The sequence below is a fragment of the Rhodococcus sp. NS-SX18 genome (genome assembly GCF_057367935.1).
In genome coordinates, this window is record NZ_CM170633.1 from 4,950,128 (window position 1) to 4,976,145 (window position 26,018).

25 protein-coding genes are annotated in these 26,018 nt (G+C 69.2%); 13 read left to right on the top strand and 12 right to left on the bottom strand.

Annotated elements, in window-relative coordinates:
- Window positions 1-2: 2 nt before the first annotated feature.
- On the bottom strand, window positions 3-1,058 hold the full coding sequence (locus tag AC2IPW_RS22680) for a 2,3-butanediol dehydrogenase (protein ID WP_371383783.1): 1,056 nt from the start codon (window positions 1,056-1,058) through the stop codon (window positions 3-5).
- A 220-nt stretch (window positions 1,059-1,278) separates the two neighbouring features.
- Between AC2IPW_RS22680 and AC2IPW_RS22685 the strand changes: the two genes are divergently transcribed.
- A complete protein-coding gene (locus AC2IPW_RS22685; RefSeq protein WP_003934446.1) occupies window positions 1,279-2,544 on the top strand; it encodes a helix-turn-helix domain-containing protein in 1,266 nt (421 codons plus the stop codon).
- 4 nt (window positions 2,545-2,548) lie between these two features.
- On the opposite strand, the gene AC2IPW_RS22690 is transcribed toward AC2IPW_RS22685, so the two are convergent.
- The 5 genes from AC2IPW_RS22690 to AC2IPW_RS22710 all read right to left on the bottom strand — a co-directional run bounded on the left by AC2IPW_RS22690 (window position 2,549) and on the right by AC2IPW_RS22710 (window position 7,564).
- Window positions 2,549-3,301 (bottom strand): SDR family NAD(P)-dependent oxidoreductase, encoded by a 753-nt coding sequence (locus AC2IPW_RS22690; protein WP_486375765.1) that lies wholly within the window; start codon window positions 3,299-3,301, stop codon window positions 2,549-2,551.
- On the bottom strand, window positions 3,298-4,329 hold the full coding sequence (locus tag AC2IPW_RS22695) for a phosphotransferase family protein (protein WP_486375766.1): 1,032 nt from the start codon (window positions 4,327-4,329) through the stop codon (window positions 3,298-3,300). The genes AC2IPW_RS22690 and AC2IPW_RS22695 overlap by 4 nt, the downstream gene beginning before the upstream one ends.
- Window positions 4,326-5,543: an acyl-CoA dehydrogenase family protein gene (locus tag AC2IPW_RS22700; RefSeq protein WP_486375767.1), complete on the bottom strand. Its 1,218-nt coding sequence runs from the start codon at window positions 5,541-5,543 to the stop codon at window positions 4,326-4,328. The genes AC2IPW_RS22695 and AC2IPW_RS22700 overlap by 4 nt, the downstream gene beginning before the upstream one ends.
- Before the next feature lie 114 nt (window positions 5,544-5,657).
- Window positions 5,658-6,278, bottom strand: coding sequence for a TetR/AcrR family transcriptional regulator (locus AC2IPW_RS22705; protein WP_003934450.1), 621 nt, complete (start codon window positions 6,276-6,278; stop codon window positions 5,658-5,660).
- A 158-nt stretch (window positions 6,279-6,436) separates the two neighbouring features.
- On the bottom strand, window positions 6,437-7,564 hold the full coding sequence (locus tag AC2IPW_RS22710) for an NDMA-dependent alcohol dehydrogenase (protein ID WP_003934451.1): 1,128 nt from the start codon (window positions 7,562-7,564) through the stop codon (window positions 6,437-6,439).
- Between the two features lie 142 nt (window positions 7,565-7,706).
- Here AC2IPW_RS22710 and AC2IPW_RS22715 point away from each other — a divergent pair, with 142 nt between their 5' ends.
- Window positions 7,707-8,150 carry an SRPBCC family protein gene (locus AC2IPW_RS22715; protein ID WP_003934452.1) on the top strand — a complete coding sequence of 148 codons (444 nt, stop codon included), beginning with the start codon at window positions 7,707-7,709 and terminating at the stop codon, window positions 8,148-8,150.
- Between the two features lie 139 nt (window positions 8,151-8,289).
- On the top strand, window positions 8,290-8,733 hold the full coding sequence (locus tag AC2IPW_RS22720; RefSeq protein ID WP_486377052.1) for an SRPBCC family protein: 444 nt from the start codon (window positions 8,290-8,292) through the stop codon (window positions 8,731-8,733).
- A gap of 32 nt (window positions 8,734-8,765) precedes the next feature.
- Here the strand turns inward: AC2IPW_RS22720 and hppD are convergent, their stop codons facing one another.
- Complete coding sequence (hppD, locus tag AC2IPW_RS22725) at window positions 8,766-9,971, bottom strand: 4-hydroxyphenylpyruvate dioxygenase (protein ID WP_486375768.1); 1,206 nt, start codon at window positions 9,969-9,971, stop codon at window positions 8,766-8,768.
- Between the two features lie 184 nt (window positions 9,972-10,155).
- Between hppD and AC2IPW_RS22730 the strand changes: the two genes are divergently transcribed.
- The 3 genes from AC2IPW_RS22730 (at window position 10,156) to AC2IPW_RS22740 (ending at window position 13,542) form a co-directional block, all read left to right on the top strand.
- Entirely contained in the window at window positions 10,156-10,665 is a 510-nt protein-coding gene (locus AC2IPW_RS22730) for an Lrp/AsnC family transcriptional regulator (protein WP_003934455.1), read from the top strand.
- A gap of 209 nt (window positions 10,666-10,874) precedes the next feature.
- On the top strand, window positions 10,875-12,140 hold the full coding sequence (locus AC2IPW_RS22735; RefSeq protein ID WP_003934456.1) for a Glu/Leu/Phe/Val dehydrogenase dimerization domain-containing protein: 1,266 nt from the start codon (window positions 10,875-10,877) through the stop codon (window positions 12,138-12,140).
- Window positions 12,133-13,542, top strand: a complete 1,410-nt coding sequence (locus AC2IPW_RS22740) for an amino acid permease (RefSeq protein WP_486375769.1) — start codon at window positions 12,133-12,135, stop codon at window positions 13,540-13,542. The genes AC2IPW_RS22735 and AC2IPW_RS22740 overlap by 8 nt, the downstream gene beginning before the upstream one ends.
- Window positions 13,543-13,622: 80 nt before the next feature.
- Here AC2IPW_RS22740 and fabG read toward each other — a convergent pair whose 3' ends face one another.
- From fabG to AC2IPW_RS22760, 4 genes are all read right to left on the bottom strand, one after another.
- Window positions 13,623-14,384, bottom strand: a complete 762-nt coding sequence (fabG, locus tag AC2IPW_RS22745; protein WP_003934458.1) for a 3-oxoacyl-ACP reductase FabG — start codon at window positions 14,382-14,384, stop codon at window positions 13,623-13,625.
- Between the two features lie 27 nt (window positions 14,385-14,411).
- Window positions 14,412-15,173, bottom strand: coding sequence for an SDR family NAD(P)-dependent oxidoreductase (locus AC2IPW_RS22750; RefSeq protein ID WP_003934459.1), 762 nt, complete (start codon window positions 15,171-15,173; stop codon window positions 14,412-14,414).
- A 148-nt stretch (window positions 15,174-15,321) separates the two neighbouring features.
- Complete coding sequence (locus AC2IPW_RS22755) at window positions 15,322-16,539, bottom strand: acetyl-CoA C-acetyltransferase (RefSeq protein WP_289377431.1); 1,218 nt, start codon at window positions 16,537-16,539, stop codon at window positions 15,322-15,324.
- A 36-nt stretch (window positions 16,540-16,575) separates the two neighbouring features.
- Window positions 16,576-17,721 carry an acyl-CoA dehydrogenase family protein gene (locus AC2IPW_RS22760; protein ID WP_003934461.1) on the bottom strand — a complete coding sequence of 382 codons (1,146 nt, stop codon included), beginning with the start codon at window positions 17,719-17,721 and terminating at the stop codon, window positions 16,576-16,578.
- Between the two features lie 109 nt (window positions 17,722-17,830).
- Between AC2IPW_RS22760 and AC2IPW_RS22765 the strand changes: the two genes are divergently transcribed.
- The 7 genes from AC2IPW_RS22765 to AC2IPW_RS22795 all read left to right on the top strand — a co-directional run bounded on the left by AC2IPW_RS22765 (window position 17,831) and on the right by AC2IPW_RS22795 (window position 24,082).
- Window positions 17,831-18,433 (top strand): TetR/AcrR family transcriptional regulator, encoded by a 603-nt coding sequence (locus tag AC2IPW_RS22765; protein ID WP_010595708.1) that lies wholly within the window; start codon window positions 17,831-17,833, stop codon window positions 18,431-18,433.
- Between the two features lie 362 nt (window positions 18,434-18,795).
- Window positions 18,796-20,073, top strand: a complete 1,278-nt coding sequence (locus AC2IPW_RS22770; protein ID WP_486375770.1) for a WXG100 family type VII secretion target — start codon at window positions 18,796-18,798, stop codon at window positions 20,071-20,073.
- Window positions 20,070-20,828, top strand: a complete 759-nt coding sequence (locus AC2IPW_RS22775) for an ESX secretion-associated protein EspG (protein ID WP_486375771.1) — start codon at window positions 20,070-20,072, stop codon at window positions 20,826-20,828. The genes AC2IPW_RS22770 and AC2IPW_RS22775 overlap by 4 nt, the downstream gene beginning before the upstream one ends.
- Complete coding sequence (locus tag AC2IPW_RS22780) at window positions 20,821-21,294, top strand: DUF309 domain-containing protein (RefSeq protein WP_486375772.1); 474 nt, start codon at window positions 20,821-20,823, stop codon at window positions 21,292-21,294. The genes AC2IPW_RS22775 and AC2IPW_RS22780 overlap by 8 nt, the downstream gene beginning before the upstream one ends.
- Window positions 21,294-21,914 (top strand): LON peptidase substrate-binding domain-containing protein, encoded by a 621-nt coding sequence (locus AC2IPW_RS22785; RefSeq protein ID WP_486375773.1) that lies wholly within the window; start codon window positions 21,294-21,296, stop codon window positions 21,912-21,914. Before AC2IPW_RS22780 ends, AC2IPW_RS22785 begins: the two co-directional genes overlap by 1 nt.
- 381 nt (window positions 21,915-22,295) lie before the next feature.
- Window positions 22,296-22,862 carry a DUF8017 domain-containing protein gene (locus AC2IPW_RS22790; protein ID WP_486377053.1) on the top strand — a complete coding sequence of 189 codons (567 nt, stop codon included), beginning with the start codon at window positions 22,296-22,298 and terminating at the stop codon, window positions 22,860-22,862.
- The gene (locus AC2IPW_RS22795) at window positions 22,862-24,082 is read left to right on the top strand and encodes a WXG100 family type VII secretion target (RefSeq protein ID WP_486375774.1); all 1,221 of its coding nucleotides are present in this window, start codon (window positions 22,862-22,864) and stop codon (window positions 24,080-24,082) included. Before AC2IPW_RS22790 ends, AC2IPW_RS22795 begins: the two co-directional genes overlap by 1 nt.
- A gap of 424 nt (window positions 24,083-24,506) precedes the next feature.
- Here AC2IPW_RS22795 and AC2IPW_RS22800 read toward each other — a convergent pair whose 3' ends face one another.
- Window positions 24,507-26,015 (bottom strand): solute symporter family protein, encoded by a 1,509-nt coding sequence (locus tag AC2IPW_RS22800; protein WP_003934470.1) that lies wholly within the window; start codon window positions 26,013-26,015, stop codon window positions 24,507-24,509.
- Between the last annotated feature and the right edge of the window lie 3 nt (window positions 26,016-26,018).

The window sequence follows — 26,018 nt, forward strand, 5'->3', positions numbered from 1 at the left end:
CGTCACGGCCGGACGAGGATCTTGACGTTCTCCTCCTTGTTGGAGATCAGTTCCTCGAACCCGTGGGCGACGATGTCGTCGAGGTCGATGCGGCCGGTGATGAACTGGTAGGGGTCGACCTTGCCGGAGGCGATCATCTCGATCGTCGCGGGATGGTCGTTCGCGTAGGCCAGGCTGCCGAGCAGGTTGACCTCGCGGAAGACCAGGTCGTTCATCGCGACGGACGCCTCGTGGCCCCAGATCGCGACGTTGACGCACGTGCCGCCCGCCCGGGTGGACAGGATCGCGGACTTCAGCACCGCGTCGATGCCGGCGCATTCGAAGGAGACGTCGGCGCCGCGGCCGCCGGTCAGCTCGAGGACCTGCTCGGTGACGTCGCCGTCGCGCGGGTCGATGATGTGGTCCGCGCCGGCCGGCTCGGCCTTCTTCTTCCGCACGTCGGCGGGTTCGACGACGATGATCTGGTCGACACCGGCGGCGCGCAGCGCCGACGTGGTGACGAGGCCGATCGGCCCGGCGCCGAACACGAGCGCCGAGTGGCTCGGTCGCGCTCCGGACAGGCGCACCGCGTGGTACGCCACGGCGAGGGGTTCGACGAGGGCGCCGACGTCGGTGCCGAGTTCGCCGAGCGGGTGGATCCAGCGCCGCTCGGCGACGACGTACTGGGAGAACCCGCCCCCGTAGCCCGACAGACCCACGAATCCCAATGTGCCGCAGACGTTGTAGCGTCCGTTGCGGCAGGCGTCGCAGCGACCGCAGATGATGTACGGCTCGACCGCGACCCGGTCGCCGACGCGCAGATCGTCGACGCCGTCCCCGACTTCCGCCACGACGCCGGCGAACTCGTGCCCGAGGGTGATCGGCACGGTCTCACCGGTGACGGGGTGCGGCGTGTCGGCGGGCGGGGCGAAGATCGGGCCCTCGAGGTACTCGTGCAGGTCGGTGCCGCAGATGCCGCACCACTCCACCTCCACCTTGACGGTGCCGGGGCGGGTGGCCGGTTCGGGAATGTCCTCGACCCGGATGTCCCCGGGGCCGTGGAAGCGGGCTGCCTTCATGGGTCGATCTCCTCGCTGTACGGGCGTCGGATCATGGTCGGCCTAGTCCGACGCGGGATCATCCGGGTGCGCCGCTGCCGAGGCCGGCGCGTGATCCAGCACACAGCGGGCACGTCGCCGCGGCAAACGTTGCAGTGCGTTGCGCGTACCGTCGGGTGTGGTGCCGGACACACCCGAGGGCATATGCTCGCGGCAACTCGACCGACGAGAGACGGAGACCGTGGGCAACTTCAGCGCCATCGAACCGGGCACCGACCTGCACCGATACGCGCGCGAGCTGGCGCGTATGCACGACGCGGTGATCGGTGGCGGCCAGTCGCCGCTGCGGCCGCGGTCGGTGGTCGCGCGGTCCTGGACGCGGGTGCTCGGCGCCGGCCTCGCACCCGACGGCAGCAACGCCCGCGCCCTGCTGCCGCTCGCCGAGGTCGAACGCCGGCGCCGCGCCTCGCCCCTGTCGGGGGTGATCGGCGACCTCGAGCAGGTGGTGTGCTCGGTGGCCGAGGCGTCGCACATGCTGATGGTGGTGACCGACGCGGACGGGATCGTGCTGTGGCGGGCCGGGTCGGCGAAGGTCCGCAGCCGGGCGGACAGCCTGGGGTTCAGCGAGGGCGCCCGGTGGACGGAGTCGACCGTGGGCACCAATGCGATCGGCACGGCGCTCGCCGAGGCCGCCCCGGTGCAGTTGTTCTCCGCCGAGCACTTCGAGCAGTCCCAGCATCCCTGGTACTGCACGGCCGCGCCGATCCACGATCCCCGCACCGGGGAACTGCTCGGCGTGGTCGACGTGAGCGGTCCGGCGCTGACGATCCATCCCACGATCAGTGCGCTGGTGGAGACGGCGGTACGGCTGGCCGAGGCGCAGCTGTGGCGGCTGCACGAGAACCGGCTCGAGCGGCTGCGCACGGTCGCGGCACCGGTGCTCGCGTCGATGAGCGGTCCGCTGCTGCTCGTCGACGAGCACGGGTGGGTGGCGCACGCGTCGGGCGTCGCGGCCACCAAGCGGGTGGCGGCACCGACCGCCGACCGCACCCTGAGTGTGCCGGGCCTGGGGATGTGCGTCCCGGAGCAGCTCGCGCACGGCTGGTTGATCCGGCCCGCCGGGGGTCCGGCGCGGATCACGATGGAACTCGACCTGTCCGGCGCGCCGACGGTGGTCGTCAGCGGCGCGGACTCGACGTGGCGCAGCGCGCTGTCCGCGCGGCACGCGGAGATCCTGCTGATGTTGCACCTGCGGGGCCGCGAGGGGATGACGGTCACCGAACTCAGCAACGGCATCTACGGCGACCCGGACCACGCCGTCGCGGTGCGGGCGGAGGTGTCCCGGCTACGCCGCGCGCTCGGCTCCGTCGTCGAGAGCCGCCCCTACCGGCTCGCCGACTCGGTCGACCTGACGCTCACCCTCGGTGCGGCCGAGCGGCTCTCGGATTGCGCGTTCGTCCGGCACAGCGCGAGCCCGGCCGTCCGCGCGCTGGCGGACGGCCGGTGAGAGCTCACGCCCGGTAGGCGTCCGTTCCGGCGCGGCTGAGCACCAGGCGCGGCAGCACCGCGCGCGACGACAGCCGCAGCACCGCGTCGACGAGTTCGACGACGTCGTTCACCTCGAGCATCTCCTCGGCGGGGATGCGGTCCTTGATCCAGTCGGACATGTCGGTGTCGACGTACGCGGGCGCGATTGCGGACGCGCTGATGCCGTTGCCGGACTCCTCGGCGTTGAGGGTCTCCACGAGCGAGATCAGCGCGGCCTTCGTCGCCCCGTACACGGCCAGGCCCGCCTCGGCGTAGACACCCGTGATCGACGACAGCGCAACCACTTTCGACCCTCGACGCGGAGCGGCCGACGCGGCCTTGCGCAGCAGCGGCAGCGCCGACTGGACGAATGCGAACGGGGTCTCGAAGTTCACCGACACCGTCTTGCCGAACCGCCGCATCGGGAACTCGGCGATGGTACCGGCGGTGCCGACGCCCGCGTTGAGGACGAGCGCTCGCATGCTGCCGAACGTCTCCTCGTGTGCCGCGACGACGCGGCTCGCGGTCTCGGGGTCGCCGAGGTCGGTGGCGACGACGCGCACCTCGGGCGCGCCCGCGTCGCGAAGGTCGGCGGCGACCGCGCCGAGCCGGGCCTCGTCACGCGCGGTGAGCGTCAGGCCGTAGCCCTGCTGCGCGAGACGGGTGGCGACACCGAGCCCGATGCCGCGCGACGCACCCGTGACGAGCGCGCTGGGGTTGGCGAGATCGGTTGTCATGCGCCACCTCCCCGCAGCGCGGCGAGTCCGGCGGCGGCGAAGACCGGTACGGCCTCCCCCGCCTTGTCGAAGCCGTCGCCGACGGTCGCGCCGACGCGCCAGCGGTGGTTGATGCCCTCGGCGATGACGGCGAGCTTGAAGTTCGCCAGTCCCATGTAGAAGTCCCAGTGGGCGAGCTCGCGCCCGGTCGCGACCGCGTAGCGCTGGGCGAGGTCGTCGGCCGACGGCAGGCGCGGGCTGGTCCACGCGGCGGACTCGCCGAGCACCTGGTCGAGCGCGGGGTTGCGGTACACGCACATCAGGGCGACGTCGGTGAGCGGGTCGCCGAGCGTCGACAGCTCCCAATCCACAACCGCCGCAATCTTTCCTGCGTCGTCGAGATCGAGGATGGTGTTGTCGATGCGGTAGTCGCCGTGCACGATCGACGCCGCGGACGACGCCGGGATCGCGTCGGCGAGGGCGGCGTGCAAGCGATCGATGTCGTCGAGGTCGCGGGTCTTGACCCGGCCCCACTGACCGGCCCACAGCTTGACCTGGCGCGCGACGTACCCGTCGGGGCGGCCGAGGTTCCCCAGGCCGACGGCCTCGTAGTCCACCGAGTGCAGCGCGGCGAGCACACGGACGAGTTCGCCGGTGCACGCTTCGATCTCGGTGTCACTCAGGGTGGCGAGGTCGTCGGTCGTGCGGATCACCCGTCCGGTGACGTGCTCGACGACGGTGAACGGGGCACCCATCACGGAGTCGTCCTCGCACAGGGCGACCGTCTGGGCGACCGGCACACCGCAGCCCTGGAGCGCCGAGGTGATGCGGAATTCGCGGGCGACGTCGTGGGCGGACGGGGTGAGTCCCGCCGTCGGCGGCCGGCGCAGCACCCACCGCGACGTGCCGTCGGAGATCGCGTACGTCAGGTTCGACTTTCCGCCGGAGATGAGATCGGCGCGCAGTTCGCCGTCGAGGGCGATGCCCGAGTCCTCCAGGTAGCGTTGCAGGGCACCCAGGTCGAGTCCCTCGTGCTGTGCGGTCTTCATGCCCGGCCCTCCTTCGCGGCGGCGGCCTTCTTCGCGGCGCCGACGGCCCGCTTGGCGATCGCCCAGCGATGCACTTCGGACGGTCCGTCGTAGATGCGGAACGGGCGGACCTCGCGGGCCAGGCGGGCGACGGGCAGGTCGGCGGAGACGCCGAGCCCGCCGCACATCTGCATCGAGCGGTCGACGATCCGGAACACCGCCTCGGCGGCGAAGGTCTTGGCGATGGACGTGGAGTTCGACGCGTGGGAGCCCTGGTCGAGTTCCCAGCACGCCTGCGTCAGCAGGGCGCGGGTGGCGGCGATGTCGATCTCGTTGTCGGCGACCATCTTCTGGATCATGCCGAGGTCGCCGAGCTTGCTCCCGAATCCTTCGCGTTCGGCGACGCGGGCGACGGCGATGTCGTGGCCGCGGCGGGCGGCGCCGAGCCAGCGCATCACGTGCGTCATGCGGGCGGGTCCGAGCCGCACCTGCGCGTAGGCGAAGCCCTGGTCGACCTCGCCGAGGACGGCGGAGTCGGGCACGAACAGGTCCTCGAAGAAGACCTCGCAGTGGCCCCCGATCATGGCGCGGTCGATGGTGTCGATGTGCCGGCCGACGGTCAGTCCGGGAGTGTCGGCGGGCGCGAGGAACATCGTCGCCCCGCCGCGCTGGCCGGGTTCGCCGGAGGTGCGGGCCATGATGATGAAGAAGCCCGCGCCGTCGGCTCCGGTGATGAAGTACTTGCGGCCGTTGATCTTCCAGCCGCCGGGGGCCTTCTCGGCGCGGGTGGTCAGGGCGTTGGGATCGGATCCGGCGCCGGGTGCCGGTTCGGTCATCGCGAAGCCGGACCGCACGTCGCCGTGGGCCAGCGGCGCGAGGAACTGCTCCTTCTGCTCCGGGCTGGCGATGTGCGCGAGCATGTGCACGTTGCCCTCGTCGGGCGCGGCGATGTTGAGCGCGATCGGTCCGAACAGCGAGTACCCGGCCGCCTCGAACACCGGGGCGCGGTCGACCATGCCGAGGCCGTGGCCGCCGTACTCGACGGGCGCGTGCGGCGCGAAGACACCGGCCTCCTTGGCCGCCTGCTGCAACTTCACGCGCAGGTCGTCACCCCCGGCGGCGGTGATGTCACCGTTGTGGGCGTCCTCGACGGGCAGCACGTGCTCCCGGACGAACTCCTCGGTCTTCGCCACGAGTGCCTGGACGTGTTCCGGGTACGACAGATCGACAGCCATCGCGATTCCTCCTCCTCACCCCGACCGATCGATCGCTCGGTTGCCTCAACCGTGACATACCCCACCCCGCGCGGTCAACCCAGGGCGCCCTACCGAGCGCCTACGGCGCCGTGCCTACCGAGCACCTACGGCGCAGCGCGCAATGGCGAGGTAGCGGCGGACGACCTCGTCGGGAGACAGCGGTCCGTCCGGCCGGTACCACGAGGCGACCGCCACGCACATGGTGGTCACCGCCCGGCTCGCATCCTCCGGGAACTCGGTACCGAACTCGCCGCTCGCCACCCCGTCCCGGACGATCTCGTCGAGCATTCGCTGCTGCTCGTCGCGCAACGCGATGTAGGCCTTCCGGTTGTCCGGTTCCATGCTGCGCATCTCGGTGGAGGCGACGAACGCCTGGTTGCGCCGGAACATGTGGTACCGCAGCAGCGACTCGACGACGGCGTCGAACCGCTCGGACGGTGTCGGTCCGGCCTCCTCGAGGGCTTGCCTGCTCCGGTCGAGCAGATCACGCATCACCAGCGTCGTCAACGACACCAGCAGCGCCTGCTTGGACGGATAGTGGTGATACAGACCCGGAACCGACAACCCGGCCCGGGCGGCGACCTCCCGGATCGAGGTGCCGTCGTAACCCCGCTCGGCGAACGCCTCGAGGGCAGCCTCGAGCGGCTTGGGCAGGGTCGACGGCCCGTACTGCCGCCATGTCCCCGGTTCGACGGCTTCCTCACGCGTTTCCATGGCATCACCGTAAGCGACCCTGCGGGGCCGGCCGAACGTCACCGCCGGCGGGCCAGCCGAACGTCACCGCCGGCGGGCCGGCCGAACGTCACCGCCGGCGGGCCGGCCGGACGTCACCGCCGGCCGGCCACGGAGCGAGGTGCCGGTATTCGCTCTCGTCAGTAGTCGTCGTCGCCGTAGAGCACCATGCCGCGCAGGTTCCGACCCTCGTGCATGTCGGCGTAGCCCTCGTTGATGTCCTCGAGCCGGTACGTCTTGGTGACCAGCTTGTCGAGTTCGAGCTGTCCACTCCGGTACAGGTCGAGCAGCTTCGGGATCTGCGATCGCGGACCGACGCCACCGAAGATCGCACCCTGCAGCCGCTTCTGCAGCAGGGTCAGCTCGAACAGGCTCAGCGTGACCTGGGTGTCGGCGGCGCTACCCATGCCGACCACGACCACCTGACCGCCCTTGCCCGTCAGCGCCATGGACGGAGCGATGATGTCGCCGTGGATCTCGCCGACAGTGATGATCGTGACGTCGGCCATCGCCCCCCAGGTAATCTCGCCGATCACCGGCAGCGCCTCCTCGATCGAGGCGAAGGTGTGGGTCGCCCCGAACTTCTTGGCCTGATCCCGCTTGAACTCCACCGGATCGACGGCCACGACGTGCCGGGCACCCGCGTGCGCAGCACCCTGCACCGCATTGATGCCCACGCCGCCGATGCCGATCACGACGACGGAGTCACCCACCTTGGTGCCGCCGATCGCGGTCGCGGAGCCCCAGCCCGTGGCGACGCCACAGCCGAGCAGGGCGGCCTTGTCGAGCGGGATGTCGTCCTCGATCTTGATGACCGACGCCTCGTGCACGGTGACGTACGGCGCGAACGTGCCGAGCAGGCACATCTGGATCACCGGGTCACCGTTGAGCGTCACCCGGTGGGTCTTGTCGGCGATCGCCTGCCCGGTGAGGAGGTTCGCCCCCTCGTCGCAGATGTTCTGCAGGCCCTTCGCGCACGCGCGGCACCGTCCGCAGGCCGGGATGAAGGCGAGCACCACATGGTCGCCTTCTCGAATATTGGTCACGCCCGGTCCGACCTTGGTGACCACGCCGGCACCCTCGTGCCCGCCGAGGATGGGGAAGGACGCCATCGGCGTCGCGCCGGTGCGCAGATGTTCGTCGGAATGGCACAGTCCGGACGCAGCCAGACGCACCTGTACTTCGCCGGCGACCGGATCGCCCAGGTCGATCTCCTCGATCTCCCACGGTTGATTGAGCCCCTTGATCACCGCAGCCTTGGTCTTCACGAACCCTCCCACCGGATCCACTGTGAACTGTGTCACCATGAGTAGAGCAGGACGAGCGTCCGAACGGACCGCTTTGAGGATCTCCCCAGGACGCGAGTTACCTGATACTTTGGGTAACAGAAATGTCCCCACGGAGGTACAGATGATCCACATCCGTCACAGCGCCGTCGCGGAGGTCCCCGTCGACGTGGCGTTCGCCTACCTCGACGACCACCGCACGGTCCCCGAATGGATGTACGGCGTCCACCGCTTCGAACCGGTGGGATCGCAGGTCAACGGCATCGGCGCGATCTTCGACGCCACCATGCAGATCGGCCCGAAGGGCCTCGATTCACGCCTGGCGATCGTCGACTGGGAACTCGACCGCAGAATCGTCCTCGACTCCATCGCCGGATTCCGCACCTCCTCGTGGTGGGAACTCGCCGATCTCGGCGACGGCCGGGTCCGCCTCGACGTCGACTTCGCCTACCAGCTCCCCGGCGGGCTGGCCGGGCGGGCACTGGGCAAGCTCGTCGAACCGGTGGTGGGTACCGCGATCCGCCAGACGGAACAGGCGCTGCGCTCGAATCTCGGCCGCGTCGCCTGAGCGGCGCGTGCTGTCTGCGAGCAGGGAAATTCGCCCGCTCGTCCGGAATTCGCCCGCCCTGTGGCACGGGCGGATTCCGAAGGCGCGAGCAAGTCCGCTAGGTTCCCGGCGGAGGTGCCCGATGCCCGACGACCGTCACATGATCCACGTGCGCCACGACGGGGTGGCGCACGTCGAACTCGACACCGCCTTCGCGTATGTCGCCGACCACCGCACGGTCCCGGAGTGGATGTTCGGAGTCACCCGCTTCGAGCCCGTGGGCAAGCAGGTCCGCGGCGTGGGCGCGGTGTTCGACGCGAGCATGCGGATCGGGCCGGCCACCTTCGACTCCCGGCTCGAGATCGTCGAGTGGGAAAACAACCACCGGATCGTGCTGAGCTCGATCTCCGGGTTCCGCACCCGGTCGGCGTGGCAGTTCGACGACCTGGGCGACGGCGACATGCGGCTCGCCGTCGACTTCGGCTACCAGCTGCCCGGCGGTCTGGCCGGGCGTGCGGCCGGGCTGCTCATCGAGCCCCTGGTGGGCACGATCGTGCGGCGGACCGAGAACGCGCTGCGGGACCAGGTCGTCCGGAACGCCTGATCCCGCAGCCCTGATCCCGCAGCGCGGAAGTGTCAGAAGTTGCCGCGCGCTTCCTGCTCCCGCTCGATCGCCTCGAACAGGGCCTTGAAGTTGCCCTTGCCGAAGCCGAGCGAACCGTGCCGTTCGATCAGTTCGAAGAAGACGGTGGGCCGGTCGGTGATCGGCTTGGTGAAGATCTGCAGCAGGTAGCCGTCCTCGTCGCGGTCGACGAGGATGCCGCGCTTCTGCAGCTCCTCGATCGGCACCCGCACCTCGCCGATCCGGGCCCGCAGCTCGGGGTCCTCGTAGTAGGCGTCCGGGGTGGCGAGGAACTCCACGCCCTCCTCGCGGAGCCGGTCGACGGCGGTGAGGATGTCGTTGGTGGCCAGCGCCAGGTGCTGCGCGCCGGGACCGCGGTAGAAGTCGAGGTACTCGTCGATCTGCGAGCGCTTCTTCGCCACGGCCGGCTCGTTGAGCGGGAACTTGACGCGGTGGTTGCCGTTGCAGACCACCTTGCTCATCAGGGCCGAGTAGTCGGTGGCGATGTCGTCGCCGATGAACTCGGCCATGTTGGTGAATCCCATGACGCGGTTGTAGAAGTCGACCCACTCGTCCATGTGGCCGAGTTCGACGTTGCCGACCACGTGGTCGAGCGCCTGGAAGATCCGCTTGGGAGCGCCGTCGCGCTTGCGGTAGGTCGACGACTTGTCCACGTAGCCGGGCAGATACGTGCCGGAGTACCGCGAGCGGTCGACGAGGGTGTGCCGGGTCTCGCCGTAGGTGGCGATCGCGGCGAGACGGACCGTGCCGTGCTCGTCGCTGATCTCGTACGGCTCCTCGAGCACCGTCGCGCCCTGGGCCCGGGCGTGCGCGACGCACTTGTCGACGTCGGGCACCTGCAGCGCGATGTCGACGACCCCGTCGCCGTGCCGGCGGTGATGTTCGACGAGCGGGCTGTCCGGATCCACCGCACCCTTGACGACGAACCGCACCGCCCCGCTCCGCAGGACGTAGGCGTGGTGGTCGCGGTTGCCGGTGGTGGGACCGGAGTAGGCGATCAGTTCCATTCCGAACGCGGACTGGTAGTAGTGCGCGGTCTGCGTGGCGTTACCCACTACCCAGACCACCGCGTCCCAGCCACTGACGGGGAACGGGTCCCGCTCGGCGTCGTACTGGACGAGGCCGACGAGCTGCCGCAGTTCCTCGGCGTTCAGCTGGGCGAGCTTCTCGCTGTCGGTAAGGGTGAACTCGAGAGTCATGGCGATTCCTCCTGCCGCCGGACGCGGCGCCATCGGTGTGTCGTGTGTCACCAGGAAAAACCTGTCGCGAGGGCAGCGCAATCTCCCCCATTCCAGCTGGCCGACCTGACTGGAAAACGAGGGAAGCCTGGCGTGCCGCTATACAATCGGCACAGTTTCCGCCGCCTCTTCGGAAGGAACGGCTATGCGTGACGCCGTGCAGCTGGACGAGTTGGATTTCGCGCTCCTGGAGACGCTGCACACCGATCCGAAGATCGGCGCGCTGGAGTTGTCCCGGCGGCTACGGGTGGCGCGCGCGACGGTCTCGGCACGGCTGCGCCGGCTCGAAGAGTCCGGCGTCATCGCCGGCTACGAACCGCGCCTGAACCTGGCGGCCGCCGGATTCGAGGTCCAGGCGTTCGTGACGATGGAGATCGTCCAGGGCGCGCTCGAAGCGATAACCGATGTGCTGGAAGCGATTCCGGGGGTACTCGAGGCGTTCGCGACGACCGGCGCCGGCGACATCCTGTGCCGGATCGCCGCGGACTCCCACCTCGGGCTGCAGCAGACGCTGATCGAACTGAACCGCTCGTCGATCGTCGCCCGGTCGACCAGCGTCATGGTGTTGTCGGAGGTGGTCCGCTACCGGGCCATGCCGCTGCTGCGCACGCTCCAACCGGGCAGAACCGCCAAAGCGCCCGCCTACCGCCGGTAGAGCTGAAAACCGGACCACCAGCCCGCCCCCGCCGAAAACGGCGAGTCAGCTCTGCACACTGCACAGAAAATCAGCGGCCCGCTGCACTACAGCTCTTCAGGCTGACCAGTAGCGCAGGCCGCACTTGCGCGCCCTTTGTAACCACGGTCACAGTCTTCTTCATTCGCCCGCACCCGGGCACCGCACCGTCCCGACTCCCGAGAGAAGACATGAAGAACCTGCTGACCCGTTTCGAGGACAAGGCCCCCGAGATCGTCTTCGAGTGGCACGACACCGAGACCACTGCCCGCGGCTGGGTCGTCATCAACTCCCTGCGCGGCGGAGCGGCCGGCGGCGGCACCCGCATGCGCCGCGGCCTCGACCGCCGCGAGGTCGAGTCCCTGGCCAAAACGATGGAGGTCAAGTTCACCGTCTCCGGCCCGGCCATCGGCGGCGCCAAGTCCGGCATCGACTTCGATCCGTCCGACCCCCGCAAGGACGGGGTGCTGCGCCGCTGGTTCGCGGCCGTCGCGCCGCTGCTGCGCGCCTACTACGGCACCGGCGGCGACCTGAACGTCGACGAGATGACCGAGGTCGTGCCGCTCACCGAGAGCAACGGTCTGTGGCACCCCCAGGAGGGCGTCGTCAACGGGCACTTCGCCGCGGACGAGCGCGAGCGCATCCAGCGGGTCGGGCAGCTGCGGCTCGGTGTGGCCAAGGTCGTCGAGGACACCCGCTTCACCCCCGCCCCCGACGCGAAGTACACGGTGGCCGATCTCATCACCGGCTGGGGCGTCGCCGAGTCGGTACGCCACCACTACCGCATCTACGGGGACGCGGCCGGCAACCGCGAGCTCGCCGGTAAGCGCGTGATCGTCCAGGGCTGGGGCAACGTCGGTGCGGCCGCGGCCTACTACCTGGCGCAGGCCGGCGCCCGCGTCGTCGGCATCATCGACCGCGACGGCGGCATCCTCGACACGGACGGGCTCGACTTCGACGAGGTGCGCACCCTACTGCTGACCAAGAACGGCAACGCGCTCCGCAGCGACCGGATGCGCCCGTTCACCGAGGTGCACGACGCGATCTGGGACCTCGGTGCCGAGGTCTTCCTCCCGTGCGCCGCGTCCCGCCTGGTCACCCGTGAACAGGTCGACCGTATGGTTGCGGCGGGGCTCGAGGTGATCGCCAGCGGAGCGAACGTCCCCTTCGCCGACGACGAGATCTTCTACGGACCCACCTACGAGCACGCCGACAAGTCCGTCTCGGTGATCCCCGACTTCATCGCCAACAGCGGCATGGCCCGCGCCTTCGCGCAGCTCATGGAGGGCGACGTCGAGGTCTCCGACGCCGCGATCTTCGGTGACGTCTCCGACACCGTCGCCGGTGCGCTGCAGCGTTGCCACGATCGCAGCGCCGACCATACGGGCGTCGCGGCCACGGCGTTCGAGATCGCCCTCGACCAGCTGGTGCCGGCCGGGGAGCGCATCGATGACTGATACCTTGGCCACCCCACCGGTCACCACGACCACGCCCGCACCGCGGGCGATGCTGCACCAGGCGATGCGACCGCGGCAGCTGGTGATGATGAGCCTCGGCGGCGCGATCGGTGCGGGTCTGTTCGTCGGCTCCGGCGCCGGTATCGCGGTCGCCGGCCCGGCCATCCTCGTCTCGTTCCTCGCCGCCGCCGCCCTCGTGGTCCTCATCATGCGGATGATGGGCGAGATGGCGGCCGCGAACCCCGCCAGCGGTGCGTTCTCGGTGCACGCGGAGAACGCCCTCGGTTCCGTCGCCGGTCGCACCATCGGCTGGCTGTACTGGATCCAGGTGGTCATCGTGATCGCGGCGGAGGCCACCGGCGCCGCCGCCATCACCGCCGCCTCGATCCCCGGGATCCCGCAGTGGGCCGCGGCCCTGTTCTTCATGGTCGTCCTCACCGGCGTGAACCTCGTCGGCGTGCGCCGGTTCGGTGAGGTCGAATTCTGGTTCGCGGCACTGAAGATCGTCGCCATCGTCGCCTTCCTTGCGATCGGCGTCGCGATGATCGCCGGGTGGGTGCCGGCCTTCGACAGCACCGGGTTCGCAAACCTGACCGCACACGGAGGCTTCGCCCCCACCGGTATCGCCGGCATCGCCGCCGGCCTGCTCATCGTGGTGTTCGCGTTCGGCGGCACCGAGATCATCGCGATCGCAGCCGCCGAGACCTCGGATCCGCGCCGCAACGTCGGCCGCGCTGTGCGCACGCTGATCTGGCGCATCCTGGTCTTCTACATCGGCTCGGTGCTGATCATGGTGACGGTGCTGCCGTGGACGTCCGAGGATCTCGTCACGGGACCGTTCGTCGCGGTGCTGAACGCCGGCTCGGTGCCGGGGGCGGCCGCGGTGATGACCGTGATCGTCGTGGTGGCTCTGCTGTCCTCGCTCAACGCGATGCTCTTCAGCGCCTCCCGGATGATCTACTCGCTCTCGCAGCGCGGTTCGGCGTACCCGGTGTTCGGCCGGGTGGCCGCCAACGGCGTGCCCCGCAACGCGGTCCTGGCCTCGGTGGCGTTCGGATTCGTCACCGTCGCACTCAACTACGTGCGTCCCGACAAGGTCCTGCCGCTGCTTCTCAACGCGGTCGGCTCGACCATCCTCGTGCTGTGGACGTTCGTGGCGGTCTCCCACCTCGTGCTGCGCAAGCGGGCACGTCGCGACGGCACCGAAGACGCTCTGCCGCTGAAGATGTGGGGCTTCCCGTACCTGTCGTACGCGACGCTCGGACTGCTCGCCGGCATCGCCGTGCTGGCACTGTTCGACTCGGCCGCGCGCACCCAGCTCGTCGCGACCGGCGCCCTCACGGCCACGATCGCGGGCGCGTGCTGGCTCCTGCACCGTCGGCAGGCGGTCCGGCAGCCGTAACGACCGTACAGACGACGACGCCGTGCGTCCTCCCGCAGGGGGGAAGGACGCACGGCGTCGTCGTGGTTCGGTCCTCGTCGTCAGTCCTTCGGACCACCGGCGACGTAGATGACCTGGCCGGAGACGAAGCCCGCACCCTCACTCGCGAGGAACGACGCGGTGTGCGCGATGTCCTCGGGCTTTCCGGTGCGGGCGACGGGGATCTGCGAGGCCGCGGCGGCCTTGAAGTCCTCGAACGACATCCCGACCCGCTCGGCCGTCGCCGCGGTCATCTCGGTCTCGATGAAGCCGGGGGCGATCGCGTTGGCGGTCACACCGTACTTGCCGAGCTCGATCGCGAGGGTCTTGGTGAAGCCCTGCATGCCGGCCTTGGCCGCGGAGTAGTTGACCTGGCCGCGGTTGCCCAGCGCGGAGGTGCTCGACAGATTGACGATGCGACCGAACTTGGCTTCCACCATGTACTTCTGCGTCGCACGGGACATGAGGAACGCGCCCCGCAGGTGCACGTTCATCACGGCGTCCCAGTCGTCGACGGTCATCTTGAACAGCAGGTTGTCGCGGGTGATTCCAGCGTTGTTGATCAGCACCGTGGGGTCGCCCAGTTCGTTCGCGACCTTCTCCACGGCCGCGGCGACGGACTGCTCGTCGGCGACGTTCGCGCCGACGGCGAGGGCCTTGCCGCCGGCCGCCTCGATGGCCGAGACGGTGTCGGCGCACGCGGACTCGTCGAGGTCCAGAACCGCGACCTGGAATCCGTCCTCGGCGAGACGCTTGGCGACTGCGGCGCCGATGCCGCGCGCGGCGCCGGTGACGATGGCGGTGCGGGTGCTTGCTTCGCTCACTGCTTACCTCCGGTGTGGTTGGAAACTTCAGTTGATGGTCAGGCCGCCGTCGACCGCGATCGTCTGTCCGGTGACGTAGCCGGCGGCCGCCGAGGTGAGCCACACGGCGGTGGCAGCGATCTCGGCGGGATCACCGGTGCGGCCCAGAACAATTCGCGGCTTCATGCTGTCGAGGTAACCGGGCTGGTATTCGTCGGTCATCTCGGTCGCGAAGAATCCCGGCGCGATGGCGTTGACGCGGATACCCTTGCGGGCCCCCCACTGCTGGGCCAGGTCGCGGGTCAGGCCGATCACGCCGGCCTTGCTCGCGGCGTAGGCGGCCTGCGGCAGTCCGGCGGTGGTGAGGCCCAGGACGGAGGAGATGTTGACGATGGCGCTGCCCGGCTGCATGACGCGCCCGACGGCCTGCGCTGCCCAGTACGAGCCGTTCAGGTTGATGTCGATGACGCGCCGGAACTGGTCCGGAGTCTCCTTGGTGGCCGGGACGGCCGTGCCGATACCGGCGTTGTTGATGAGGATGTCGACCTTTCCGAAGTGCTCGACCGCGGCGTCGACCATCCGCTGCGCCTGCTCGGGCTCGGCGATGTCGGTCTCGACGGTCAGCGCGCGACGGCCTGCCGCACGGACGAGTTCGGCGGTCTGTTCGAGTCGGTCCGCGCGACGGGCCGCGAGCACCACGTCGGCACCGGCCTCGGCGAGGGCCTGGGCGAAGGCGACGCCGAGGCCGGAGGAGGCGCCGGTGACGATCGCGACGCGGTCGTCGAGGCGGAACTGGTCGAGTACGGACATGGGGGTAGTCTCCTCCGGAAATTGGTACCTACGCGACTTGTATAGTTGAATTCGCGCTCGAGTTCAATATGTAGTTTTCGAAAAAGGCGCGGTCACAAGCCCTTTCGGGCCCGCGGCCGCGCCTCGTTCGCGTTCCGGTCGGAAGGGATCAGCTCAGGCGCTCGAGCACCATCGCCATGCCCTGACCGCCGCCGACGCACATGGTCTCCACGCCGAACTGCTTGTCGTGGGTCTGCAGGTTGTTGAGCAGCGTGGCGGTGATTCGCGCGCCGGTCATGCCGAACGGGTGACCGAGGGCGATCGCGCCACCGGAGACGTTCAGCTTGTCCTCGTCGATGCCGAGCTCACGGGCGGAGCCGAGCACCTGCACGGCGAACGCCTCGTTGATCTCGAACAGGTCGATGTCGGAGATGGTCTTGCCGGCGTGGGCGAGGGCCTTCTTGACCGCCTCGATCGGGCCGAGACCCATGATCTCCGGCGACAGACCGGACACGCCGGTCGAGACGATCCGCGCCAGCGGGGTCAGACCGAGTTCCTTGGCCTTGGTGTCGGACATGATCACCAGGGCCGCGGCGCCGTCGTTGAGCGGGCAGGCGTTGCCCGCGGTGATGGTGCCGTCGGGTCGGAAGACCGGCTTGAGCTGGCTCACGGCCTCGTAGGTGGTGCCGGGCCGCGGGCCGTCGTCGGTGGTGACGACGGTACCGTCGGCCAGGGTGACGGGGCTGATCTCGCGCTCGAAGAAGCCGGACTTGATGGCTTCCTCGGCCCGGTTCTGCGACCGCACACCCCACCGGTCCTGGTCCTCACGGGAGATGCCGGTCATCGACGCGACGTTCTCCGCGGTCTGCCCCATCGCGATGTACACGTCGGGCAGCAGACCCTCGCTGCGCGGATCGGTCCACGCCGTGCCGCCCTCGGCGAGCGTGGCGGTGCGGGCCTCGGCGTCGGCGAAGAGCGGGTTCTTGGTGTTCGGCAGGCCGTCGGCGTTGCCGGTGACGAAGCTCGAGACGGACTCGACACCCGCGGAGACGAACACGTCGCCCTCGCCGGCCTTGATCGCGTGCAGTGCCATGCGGGTGGTCTGCAGCGACGACGAGCAGTAGCGATTGACGGTGACGCCGGGCAGGAAGTCGTAGCCCAACTGCACCGCGACGACGCGGGCGATGTTGAACCCGGACTGGCCGGCGGGCTGACCGCAGCCGAGCAGCAGGTCGTCGATCTGGGTCGGGTCCAGATCCGGCACCTTCGCCAGGGCGGCGGCGACCATCTGGGTGGCCAGGTCGTCCGGGCGCACGGTCTTGAGCGACCCCTTCATCGCCCGCCCGATGGGAGAACGGGCGGTGGAGACAATCACAGCTTCGGGCATCACGCGCTCCTTGTTCGGTGTTGACGCTTCGAGTCTCTACAGGCCCAGATCGCGGCCGATGAGTTCCTTCATGATCTCGTTGGTGCCGGCCCAGATCTTGGTGACGCGGGCGTCCTTCCATGCACGAGCCACACGGTACTCGTTCATGAACCCGTAGCCACCGTGGATCTGCACGCACGCGTCCAGGACCTCGGACTGCGTCTGCGCGCTCCACCACTTCGCCTTGGCCGCATCCACTGCGGTGAGCTTGCCGTCGGCATGTGCCTCGACGGCCTGGTCGACGTACGCCTCGGCGACCTCGATCTTGGTGACCAGTTCGGCCAGCAGGAACTTGTTGTACTGCATGGCACCGATGGCCTGGCCGAACGCCTTGCGCTCCTTCGCGTACTCAATGGTCTCGAGCAGGATGTGCTTGGCGTGGTGCACGTTGTTGACCGCGGAGCCGAGTCGCTCCTGCGGCAGCATCTTCATCATCGAGATGAAGCCCATGCCCTCCTCGCCGATGAGGTTGGCGTGCGGGACGCGAACGTCCTTGAAGAACAGCTCTGCGGTGTCGGCCTCGGGCTGGCCGACCTTGTCCAGCTTGCGGCCGTTCTCGAAGCCCTCCATCCCGCGCTCGACGGCGAACAGGGAGATGCCCTTCGCGCCCTTCGACGGGTCGGTGCGAGCCGCGACGACGACGAGGTCGCAGTTGTAGCCGTTGGTGATGAACGTCTTGGCGCCGTTGAGGATCCAGTCGTCACCGTCGCGCACGGCGGTGGTCTTCAGGTTGGCGAGGTCGGAGCCGCCCGACGGCTCGGTCATGCCGATGGCGCAGATGAGCTCGCCGGTGGCGCAGCGCGGCAGCCAGCGCTCGCGCTGCTCCTCGTTGCCCAGGTGGACGATGTAGGGGACGGTGATGTCCGAGTGGATCCCCATCGACGAGGACAGCGCCATGTTCGCGCGGGCGAACTCTTCACCGAGGATGGCGTTGAAGCGGTAGTCGTTCGCTTCCATGCCACCGAAGCGCTCCGGGATCTCGAGTCCCAGGAAGCCGGCCTTGCCGGCCTCGATCCAGATGTCACGCGGAATCTCGTGACGTTCGATGAGCTCCTCCGCACGGGGCATGACGAACCGGTTCACGAACTCGCGAGCCGACTCGCGGAACGCCTCGTGATCGGGGCCGTACAGGGTGCGTCGCATCAACCGCTCCTCAAATCTGTAAGCATCTGCTTATTTTCTAAGCGTGCGCTTATAGTGAACCGCGGCCGCTATCTTGTCAACCAGGCCGTAGCAGGAACGGGAGCACGACGTGAGCACATCCAGGGACGCGGTGATCAGCGGATCGAAGGCCGCGGCCCGGCTGCGTGAGGCAGCCGTCGAGGTGTTCGCCGAGAACGGCTACGGCGGCACCACCACCCGGCAGATCGCCGCTCGTCTCGACATGAGCCCGGCCGCGATGTACCCGCACTACAAGTCCAAGGAAGAACTGCTCTACGCGATCAGCTACGAGGGCCACGACCTGGCCCTCGAGGTGGTGCGCACCGCAGACCTGCCCGACGAGGACGCCACGACGCGCCTGTCCACCGTGATCGCCCGGTTCGCGGAGTGGCAGGCCGAGCACCATCGCCGCGCCCGCGTCGTCCAGTACGAGCTGACCGCCCTCACCCCGGAGCACTACCGCGTCATCACCGGTCTGCGCCGACGCACCACGCAGGTCGTCCGCACCATCGTCGACGCCGGCGTCGCCTCGGGTGAGTTCACCGTCCCCGACACCGAGGGCGTCACCCTGGCCCTGATGTCGCTGTGCGTCGACATCTGCCGTTGGTACCCCTCCGGCCGCTACAACGAGCCCCACGCCATCGCGAACCTCTATTCCGATCTGGCCCTGCGCCTCGTCGGCGCCGTCCGTTAGGATCTGCCCCCACCCGACGGATCGGGGGGTCCATGAGCGGGGGCACGTTTTCGCGCGGCGATCGGCCGTCCGCGCACGCAACCGGTGTCGGGGGTGATCGGAGAACGCACGGCTTCCCGAGTCGTGCGGTATCCGCGCGGGCGCCAGTCACCCGCGAACGCAATCGAGGCAGCGTACGACTGGGGAACGCGCGGATGGGAGGAACGATCCCGGTACCACCGGCACGACTCGCCACAGACTGCCCGGTCCGCTAGCATCCTGCGCACGACCACGGAATCGGGGGGACTCCATGGGCATGTCAGTCGAGGATTCACACGGCACCGGAAGGCGCACGACGCGGCCGGCCGCGATCGTGAGTGGAAGTGCCGGATAAGTTGTCGCACAACGAGAATCCGATCGAATCGATGCTCGCACCGCTGCTCGATCCCGCGGTACCGGATCGGGTCGACGCGCTGACGAACTGGCACACCAGCCTGGTGGCACGGCTCGACGGCAGTTTCGACCCGGACTACGCCACCGTGTTCGAGAACTTCCACGGCATGGAACACGACGCCATCTACCGGGACGTGCAGACAATGGACCCGGGGGCGATGCGCAGCCTGGCGGAGAGTTGGCGCACGATCGCGACCGACATGAGCGTCGGCTTCATCTTCGGAACCCAGATGATCTGCAAGAAGATTGCCGAGGGATGGGACGGTGAGGCGGCGCGGCAGGCCGTCGCGGCGACCCGCTCCTTCGCGAAGTCGACCGAACAACTGGTGGCGGCCCTGCTGGCGGTGTCGACGAAGCTCGCTGCGGCGTCGGAGATCGCCACGGCCGTGCGAACCAATGTGCAACCGCCGCCGGCACGGATCCCGCTGCCGTCGGGCGTGGTGGTACCCCAGGACGCGGCGGAGTTCGCGCGGGCGGCGGAGGCTGCGCGCACCGAGGCCGTGCGCGTCATGGAGTCGCTCTACGTCCCGCACTACCGTGAATCCGGCACGGCGGTCCCGATCCTGCCGTCCCCGCACGAGGCGACGGCAGGATCGGGACCGGCCGGATCGAGCCCGGCCCGGCACGCCGCGGACGCCACGAACACCGCGGACAGCGCGGACGGCCGAGGTGGCGGTTCCGAGCCCGCAGGAGCCGACAGCGACGGCGGACCGGCCACGGGCACCCCGTCCACCGACGCTCCTGCGACAGACCGTCCCGCAGCGCCGAGCGGCCCGGCGGCGGATGGTGCCGAGTCCGCGACGACCGTCCCGGCGGCGACGACGACGGCCGGCGCAGCCACGGCCCCGGAGCGCTACCCCGACGGAGTCCCGGGCGGACCCGGTGGAGCGACGTCAGGGGGTGGCGGCGTGGGGGCCGGTCCAGGCGGCGCCGGCGCTCCGGGACTCGGCAGACCCGGTCCCGTCGGGGGTGTGCCGACGGCGAACGGAACGACCGGTTCGGCGACGTCGGGTCCCGGCACCCGCGCCGGTTCCGCCCGCGCGAGCGGCATGTACCCGGGCATGCTGGGCGCCCCCGCGCGTCCGGCGCGTGACGACGAGGCCGCTCGCACGGTGCCCAGCTACCTGGTGGGCGTCGACAACGGGAACGAGCTGATCGGTCCGATGCCGCTCACCGCGCCGCCGGTGCTGGGGGTCGATCCGGCATGACGTGGCGGCTCACACCCGACCGGTTCCTCGCGCTGTGGACCGCGACAGGACTCGACGAGATCCCGTTTCCCCTGCGCTACCGCTCGACCGCACTGTGGGAGGACGAGCACGCCGCGAACATGGAGGCGGCCCAGCGGTGGCGGCGCGCGAATCCCGACGAGCAGCTCACCGCGGCGATGGCGACGATGCGACATGCGGAGGTCACCGTCGAGGTGTACGGGCAGGTCTCGGGCGACTCCGAGCTGCGGCTCCGGGGCTGCATCAGGCACGACGCCGCAGTTGTGGTGCGACAGGAACCGGGACGTGCCGGCGATTTCGTCGTCACGACCTCGGCGGCGTACGCCCTGGCGGACGCCGTCGTGCAGTGTCTGCCCGACGCGCCTGCAGGCACGGCGCCGGCGCTGTCGGCACCCACCGCGGAGGTGACCGAGTTCTCGACCCCGACGCAGATCCTGCGGACCGCGCAGGCGCCGCCGGCGGTCCGGTTGCGACGGTTGCTGACCGATCCGCGGTCGGGAACGGGCAACCTGCGGGTGCTGTGTTCACCCGACGGTCTGACCTTCACGCCGGTCACCGATCTCGGCTGGTTCGACGTCGTGGGCGACGGGCGGTACCTGTTCCGCACCGGACGCCACACTCACGTCTGTCCCGCGACGCCGGCGCTGCTGCGCGACGAGCTGGCCCTCGCCGTCGACGGGGCCCGCGAGAAGCGGAGTCGGGTCGGCGATACCGGTTTACGCTGGGTTCATGGCTGAACGGGATCGAACCGTCGACGGCAAACCGCAGAACGCCCGTCCGCGCGACGCGCTGGGACGCCCCCTGCCCTACGGCGAGGAGGGCGTCGAGCGGGTCCCGGAGGACCTGGACCTCGAGCCCGACGAGGCGATCACCGAGGCCCAGCGGCTGCTCGACCACGGCCATCCGTTTCATGCGCACGAGGTGCTGGAGAGCACGTGGAAATCGGCGCCGGTCGAGGAGCGGCCCCTGTGGCAGGGGTTGGCGCAGCTCGCCGTGGGACTGACGCACCTGCTGCGGGGCAATCCGGTCGGCGCCGCATCGTTGTTGCGGCAGGGGGAGGCTCGGATCCGCCACTACGAGGACGAGCCGCCGCACGGGCTGGACATCGACGGCCTGGCGGCGTGGGCCGAGCACCTGCTGACCGAGATCGAACGCGACGAGCCGATTCCGACACCGCCGATTCCCCGGCTGCGGCTGCCCTGATGCCCGTGCTCCCGATGTTCCCGCTGGGAACCGTCCTGCTTCCGGGCGACGCCCTTCCGCTCCACGTCTTCGAATCGCGCTATCGCCGTCTCGTCCAGGACTGCCTCGCAGATCCGGACGGGCCGCGCTTCGGCGTCGTGCTCATCGAACGAGGACACGAGGTGGGGGGCGGCGAGACTCGCCACGACGTCGGCACGGTCGCGCGGATCGTGATGGACACCGAACTCGACGACGGTCGATACGTCCTGGAGTGCATCGGTGAAGAGCGGATCCGGGTGAAGAACTGGCTTCCGGACGATCCCTATCCGCGCGCAGAGGTCGAGCCGTGGCCGGACACGGACTCCGGCCCGGTGGATTTTGCCGGACTGAGCGTGGGGCTCGGCCGGCTCTACGGTCTGCTCGACCGGCTGTCGAACGGGCGGATCGAACCGCCGAGCATCACCGAACTGCCCGACGAGCCCGGCGCGCGGCTGTTCGCGCTGGCACGATTCGTTCCGATAGGTGAAGCGGATCGCCTGCAGATACTCACGGCACCCGGACCCGCCGAACGGTCGGCGGTGGTGACCGAATGCGTCTCGAACGCAGTCCAGCTCGCACAGTGGCGTCTCGACAGCATGTGAGGTCGAGATCGACCGGTCCCCGGACCACACAGCCCCCGTTCGCCCACGTCCGACGGCCGCTGCCCATCCGGCGGGCCGAGTTGTCCACACCCTCGGAGCACGGAAACCCCTGTGGACCAGATCAACTGGTATTGTTCCGCTGTCGACAAGGGGGGTCGAGAAATGTCGAAGTGGGGCGTCGTCGTCTTCGAGCTGGGCAAAGTCGTGTTGTGGTGTGTGGCGGGTGCGCTCGCCATCGGCGGGATATCGGCAGCAGGGAGCCTGCTGGCTCCGGATGTTCCGGAGGCGGTGCCGGAGTGGGCCCCACCGGTCACGACGTCACGGACCGAGTCCCCCACTGCCACAACGCCACGACGTGAACTACCACCGGGATTCCCGTCGATGGAGCGGGCTCCGGACCTGCCCGACGTTCCCGAGGGCGCACCGCAACCGGTACCGACGAAGTTCGGACTCACGTACACCACGCCATCCGGCTGGTTCGGGGGAGAGTCCGTGATGGGGTGGAAGGGCCGTGACGGTCGAATGCTGGTGATCGGTTCGGCGTCCTCTCTCGGGAAGGGGTACTGCGCCGCGGAAGACACGTCCACGCTGGCGTCCGTGGGTATCACGGGGCGGTCCGCCGGTGACCTGCTGACCGTGGCTGCTCACGAGGTTCGAGCAGTCGAGTGGATGTACTCCGGCGGGGAACAGTCGCCGACGGTCGAGTATTCGGACCCGGTCCATTTCGACATCGACGGAAATCCGGCGGTCCGGATCACGGCGCTGGTATCCGACATTCCTCCCGTCCACGAATGTGCCCCGCCGGCAGCACGGTGGGACTTCGTGGCCACCACCGGTCTGGCCTCGGCGGAGGTCGTGGTCTTCGTCGTGCAGACGGATCGCGGAGTGGCCGGCCAGCTCGACGACGACTCCATCGACGGCCTCGTCGAGTCGCTGAGGAGGTCGTGATGTCCGAGACATACGAAAGTTTCAGTGCCACCGCGACTCAGATCGCCGGCGCTGCCGTCGCTGCGCAGGAGATCGGCAACGATGTGTTGTGGGCCAACCGGTACCTCGCCGTCCACGGTGAGCCGACCGGCACACTGGACGGTGCACTGTTGCGGACGATCCAGGAAGGGTTCCGGGCGGTTCTGCCGTCGGCACAGTCTCGATACTTCGTCCTTGCCGATCTCTGCCTGAAGACCGGCATCGAATTGAACCGCTGCGCGTGGATCTACTACGACACGGAGAAACGCAACTACGAACGGCTCAATGCCAACCTCCTCTTTCCGGAATCGATCGACGCACACGGTCCCGAGGCACCGGCCACAGGGCCGGCGCGACCGTACCCCGGTTTCGTGCGGCACGGGGGTGCGCGCAGGATCGAACTCCCCCACCCCGAAACCCCCGACGAGGACGTCCGGGAGGTCGTCGCGGAGGTGGCCGGCTGGCTCGGCGACGTCGACAAGACAATCGAGATGCTGACCGGGTGGAGTCCGATCGCGCAGGTGCTCGAACCGCTGGGCGGAAACTGGAACGAACTGGAGCGCCTCGGCAACGCATACCGCGTCGCCGGGGAGGCGGTGGAGACGAGCGGTGAGAACCTCGCCGCCGTCGTCGGGACGCTGGATCCCCACTGGGACGGGCAGGCTGCGCGGGCCTTCACGGACTACGCCGCCCGGATCGTCGATGCCCTCCGATGGGAGGGACCGGTCGGACGAGTGATGGAGGAGACGTGCCACCTGGTTGCGGACAAGATCCGGGAAGGGATCGTCACCGCGGTTCGGTCGCTGAGGGAGATGCTCGAGGAAGAGGTAGCGTTCGACGACGGGGTGCAGAAGCTGAAGTTCGCGCTGAAGAAGGTCCCGTTCGCCGGCACGGCCGTACAGATCGTCACACTCGCCAGGATCGTCCGGGACACTATGGAATTCGTCGACGACGTCGTGTCCCGCATCCGGGAGCTCACGGACGCGCTGACGATGTTTCTCGACGCACTGGCGTCGCCGGCGAACGCCCTGCAGGAGCGGGTCGAGCAAGATCTGGCGCCGCTGACCGAGGCGTACGAGCGCACCGGGCACCGGGCGGCGGTGGCCGTCGATCTCGCCGGCGTCGCAGACGTGCGCGGCCCCACGAACAGGCCCACCGAAGCGTATTCGGTCGGCGGGGACCCGTGGGCGGATGCGCCGTGAGGGACGTGCCCGCGCACCTCGACGGTCCGCTCCGGCGCATCCACCGGGCCGTGACGGACCTCGACAGCGCGGTGATCTGCGCACGACGATTCACCGGTGCCGGCCGGGACCGACGTATCGAGGTCGACGAGGCGTTACTGGAACAACTCGCGGCAGGTGAGGACGCGTCCCCCGAGTTGCGCCGGTACGCGGCGAGAGTTGCTGCCGGACAATGCCACTGGTCCGAGATCGAGATGATGGCACGTCCGGTTCCGCCGGAGGTGGCCGAACTGAGGGCGGACCCCCGGCTCCGGTGGTTCCCGCAGTCGCCGCGTTCCGCGCCCGCAGCCGAGCAGGAGCCCTACCGGATCCCCTGGCAATCGCAACGTCCACGGCGGTGTGTCCTTCGGGCTGCCAGGGCAACCCGAAGGACACACCGGCCGCGTCAGCGGCCGAGGAGGGCCAGGCGTTCGATGTCGGTGAAGTCGGTGCCGGCCGCCTCCGGACGGGACCGCCCGACGAGCGAGCCGACGTACGCGAGCAGGAAGCCGGCGGGTACCGAGACCAGAGCAGGGATGGTCAGCGGGAAGAGCGGGTCGATTCCGTGGATCAGGCCGGTGGGTCCGAGGATGTTGGGGCTGATCGCGACGAGACCCAGGCTGACGGCGAGGCCGCCGACGAGCGCCCAGGTGGCGCCGACGCGATTGAAGCCGCGCCAGTAGATGCTCAGCAGCAGCACGGGCAGGCTGGTGCTCGCGGCGACGGCGAACGCGACGTTGGCCAGGAAGCCGAGGTTGAACCCCTTGGCACCGAGCGCGAGGAACATGGCGACGACGGCGATGCCGAGCAGTGAGAGCCGAGCAACCTTCAATTGCTGCTCTCCCGTTGCCTTTCCACCCTTGATCACATGGGTGTACAGGTCGTGGGCGAACGCGCCGGACGTGGCGATGGCGACGCCGGCGAGGACCGCGAGGATCGTGGCGAGCGTGATGCCGATGATCACCGCTTCGAGGGCGGGACCACCGAGGGCGCCGGCGAGCTGGACGACGGCGAGGTTGCCCTGCGGATGCGCCGCGGCGATGGTGTCGGAGCCCAGGGCCCGGATCGCGCCGTACCCGATGAAGGGCAGCACGAGGTAGAAGCCGCTGAAGATCCACAGGGCGACGACGCCGGACTTGCGTGCGGCACGGGCGTCCTTGACGGTGAGGAACCGGACCATCACGTGTGGCAGACCCATGACGCCGAGAGCGAGCGCGAGCTGCTGGGAGATGATGTCGAACGTCTTGGTCGTGGTCTGCGGCTGCGAGGACGTGGACGCGTCGGGCAACGACTCGACGACGTGCAGGGGACTCGGACCGTACTTGGCGAGGACCAGGAACAGGATCAGGGCGGTGCCGGTGAGCAACAGCCCGGTCTTGAGAACCTGCACCCACGTGGTGGCGAGCATGCCGCCGAACATGGTGTAGACGACCATGAGCATGCCCAGGACGACGACCGCCACCCAGAATTTGATGCCGAGCAGGGCCTGCACGAGCAGACCGGCGCCCACGAACTGGATCACCATGTACATCGCGGAGATGACGATCGTGGTGACGGCGAGGGCGGCGCGCAGTCCGCGCCCGTCGAACCGGGCGGCGACGGCGTCGGCGAGGGTGAAGCGGCCGAGGTTGCGAAGCGGTTCGGCGATGATGAGCAGCACCAGCAGGTACGCGAGAGGCACGGCGGTGGCGTAGTAGAAGCCACTGAAGCCGGCGATGCCGATCATGCCGGTGATACCGAGAAACGAAGCGGCCGAGACGTAGTCGCCGGAGATGGCGAGACCGTTGCCGACGGGTCCGACCTGTCCTTCGGCGACGTAGTGCGAGTCGGTGGAGGTGTTGCGCTTGGCGGCGAGGTAGGTGATGCCGAGGGTGACGCCGATGATGGCGACGACGATCGTGACGCTCAGTCCCATCCC

Bases quoted from the DNA above. Each gene is read 5' to 3' on its own strand.
- AC2IPW_RS22775 (WP_486375771.1), top strand. From the start codon at position 20,070: ATGACGTGGCGGCTCACACCCGACCGGTTCCTCGCGCTGTGGACCGCG.
- AC2IPW_RS22790 (WP_486377053.1), top strand. From the start codon at position 22,296: ATGGAGCGGGCTCCGGACCTGCCCGACGTTCCCGAGGGCGCACCGCAA.
- AC2IPW_RS22720 (WP_486377052.1), top strand. From the start codon at position 8,290: ATGATCCACGTGCGCCACGACGGGGTGGCGCACGTCGAACTCGACACC.
- AC2IPW_RS22690 (WP_486375765.1), bottom strand. From the start codon at position 3,301: ATGACAACCGATCTCGCCAACCCCAGCGCGCTCGTCACGGGTGCGTCG.
- AC2IPW_RS22800 (WP_003934470.1), bottom strand. From the start codon at position 26,015: ATGGGACTGAGCGTCACGATCGTCGTCGCCATCATCGGCGTCACCCTC.
- AC2IPW_RS22780 (WP_486375772.1), top strand. From the start codon at position 20,821: ATGGCTGAACGGGATCGAACCGTCGACGGCAAACCGCAGAACGCCCGT.
- AC2IPW_RS22680 (WP_371383783.1), bottom strand. From the start codon at position 1,058: ATGAAGGCAGCCCGCTTCCACGGCCCCGGGGACATCCGGGTCGAGGAC.
- AC2IPW_RS22695 (WP_486375766.1), bottom strand. From the start codon at position 4,329: ATGAAGACCGCACAGCACGAGGGACTCGACCTGGGTGCCCTGCAACGC.
- AC2IPW_RS22760 (WP_003934461.1), bottom strand. From the start codon at position 17,721: ATGCGACGCACCCTGTACGGCCCCGATCACGAGGCGTTCCGCGAGTCG.
- AC2IPW_RS22730 (WP_003934455.1), top strand. From the start codon at position 10,156: ATGCGTGACGCCGTGCAGCTGGACGAGTTGGATTTCGCGCTCCTGGAG.
- AC2IPW_RS22700 (WP_486375767.1), bottom strand. From the start codon at position 5,543: ATGGCTGTCGATCTGTCGTACCCGGAACACGTCCAGGCACTCGTGGCG.
- AC2IPW_RS22750 (WP_003934459.1), bottom strand. From the start codon at position 15,173: ATGTCCGTACTCGACCAGTTCCGCCTCGACGACCGCGTCGCGATCGTC.
- AC2IPW_RS22715 (WP_003934452.1), top strand. From the start codon at position 7,707: ATGATCCACATCCGTCACAGCGCCGTCGCGGAGGTCCCCGTCGACGTG.
- AC2IPW_RS22795 (WP_486375774.1), top strand. From the start codon at position 22,862: ATGTCCGAGACATACGAAAGTTTCAGTGCCACCGCGACTCAGATCGCC.
- AC2IPW_RS22735 (WP_003934456.1), top strand. From the start codon at position 10,875: ATGAAGAACCTGCTGACCCGTTTCGAGGACAAGGCCCCCGAGATCGTC.
- AC2IPW_RS22755 (WP_289377431.1), bottom strand. From the start codon at position 16,539: ATGCCCGAAGCTGTGATTGTCTCCACCGCCCGTTCTCCCATCGGGCGG.
- AC2IPW_RS22705 (WP_003934450.1), bottom strand. From the start codon at position 6,278: ATGGAAACGCGTGAGGAAGCCGTCGAACCGGGGACATGGCGGCAGTAC.
- hppD (WP_486375768.1), bottom strand. From the start codon at position 9,971: ATGACTCTCGAGTTCACCCTTACCGACAGCGAGAAGCTCGCCCAGCTG.
- AC2IPW_RS22785 (WP_486375773.1), top strand. From the start codon at position 21,294: ATGCCCGTGCTCCCGATGTTCCCGCTGGGAACCGTCCTGCTTCCGGGC.
- AC2IPW_RS22740 (WP_486375769.1), top strand. From the start codon at position 12,133: ATGACTGATACCTTGGCCACCCCACCGGTCACCACGACCACGCCCGCA.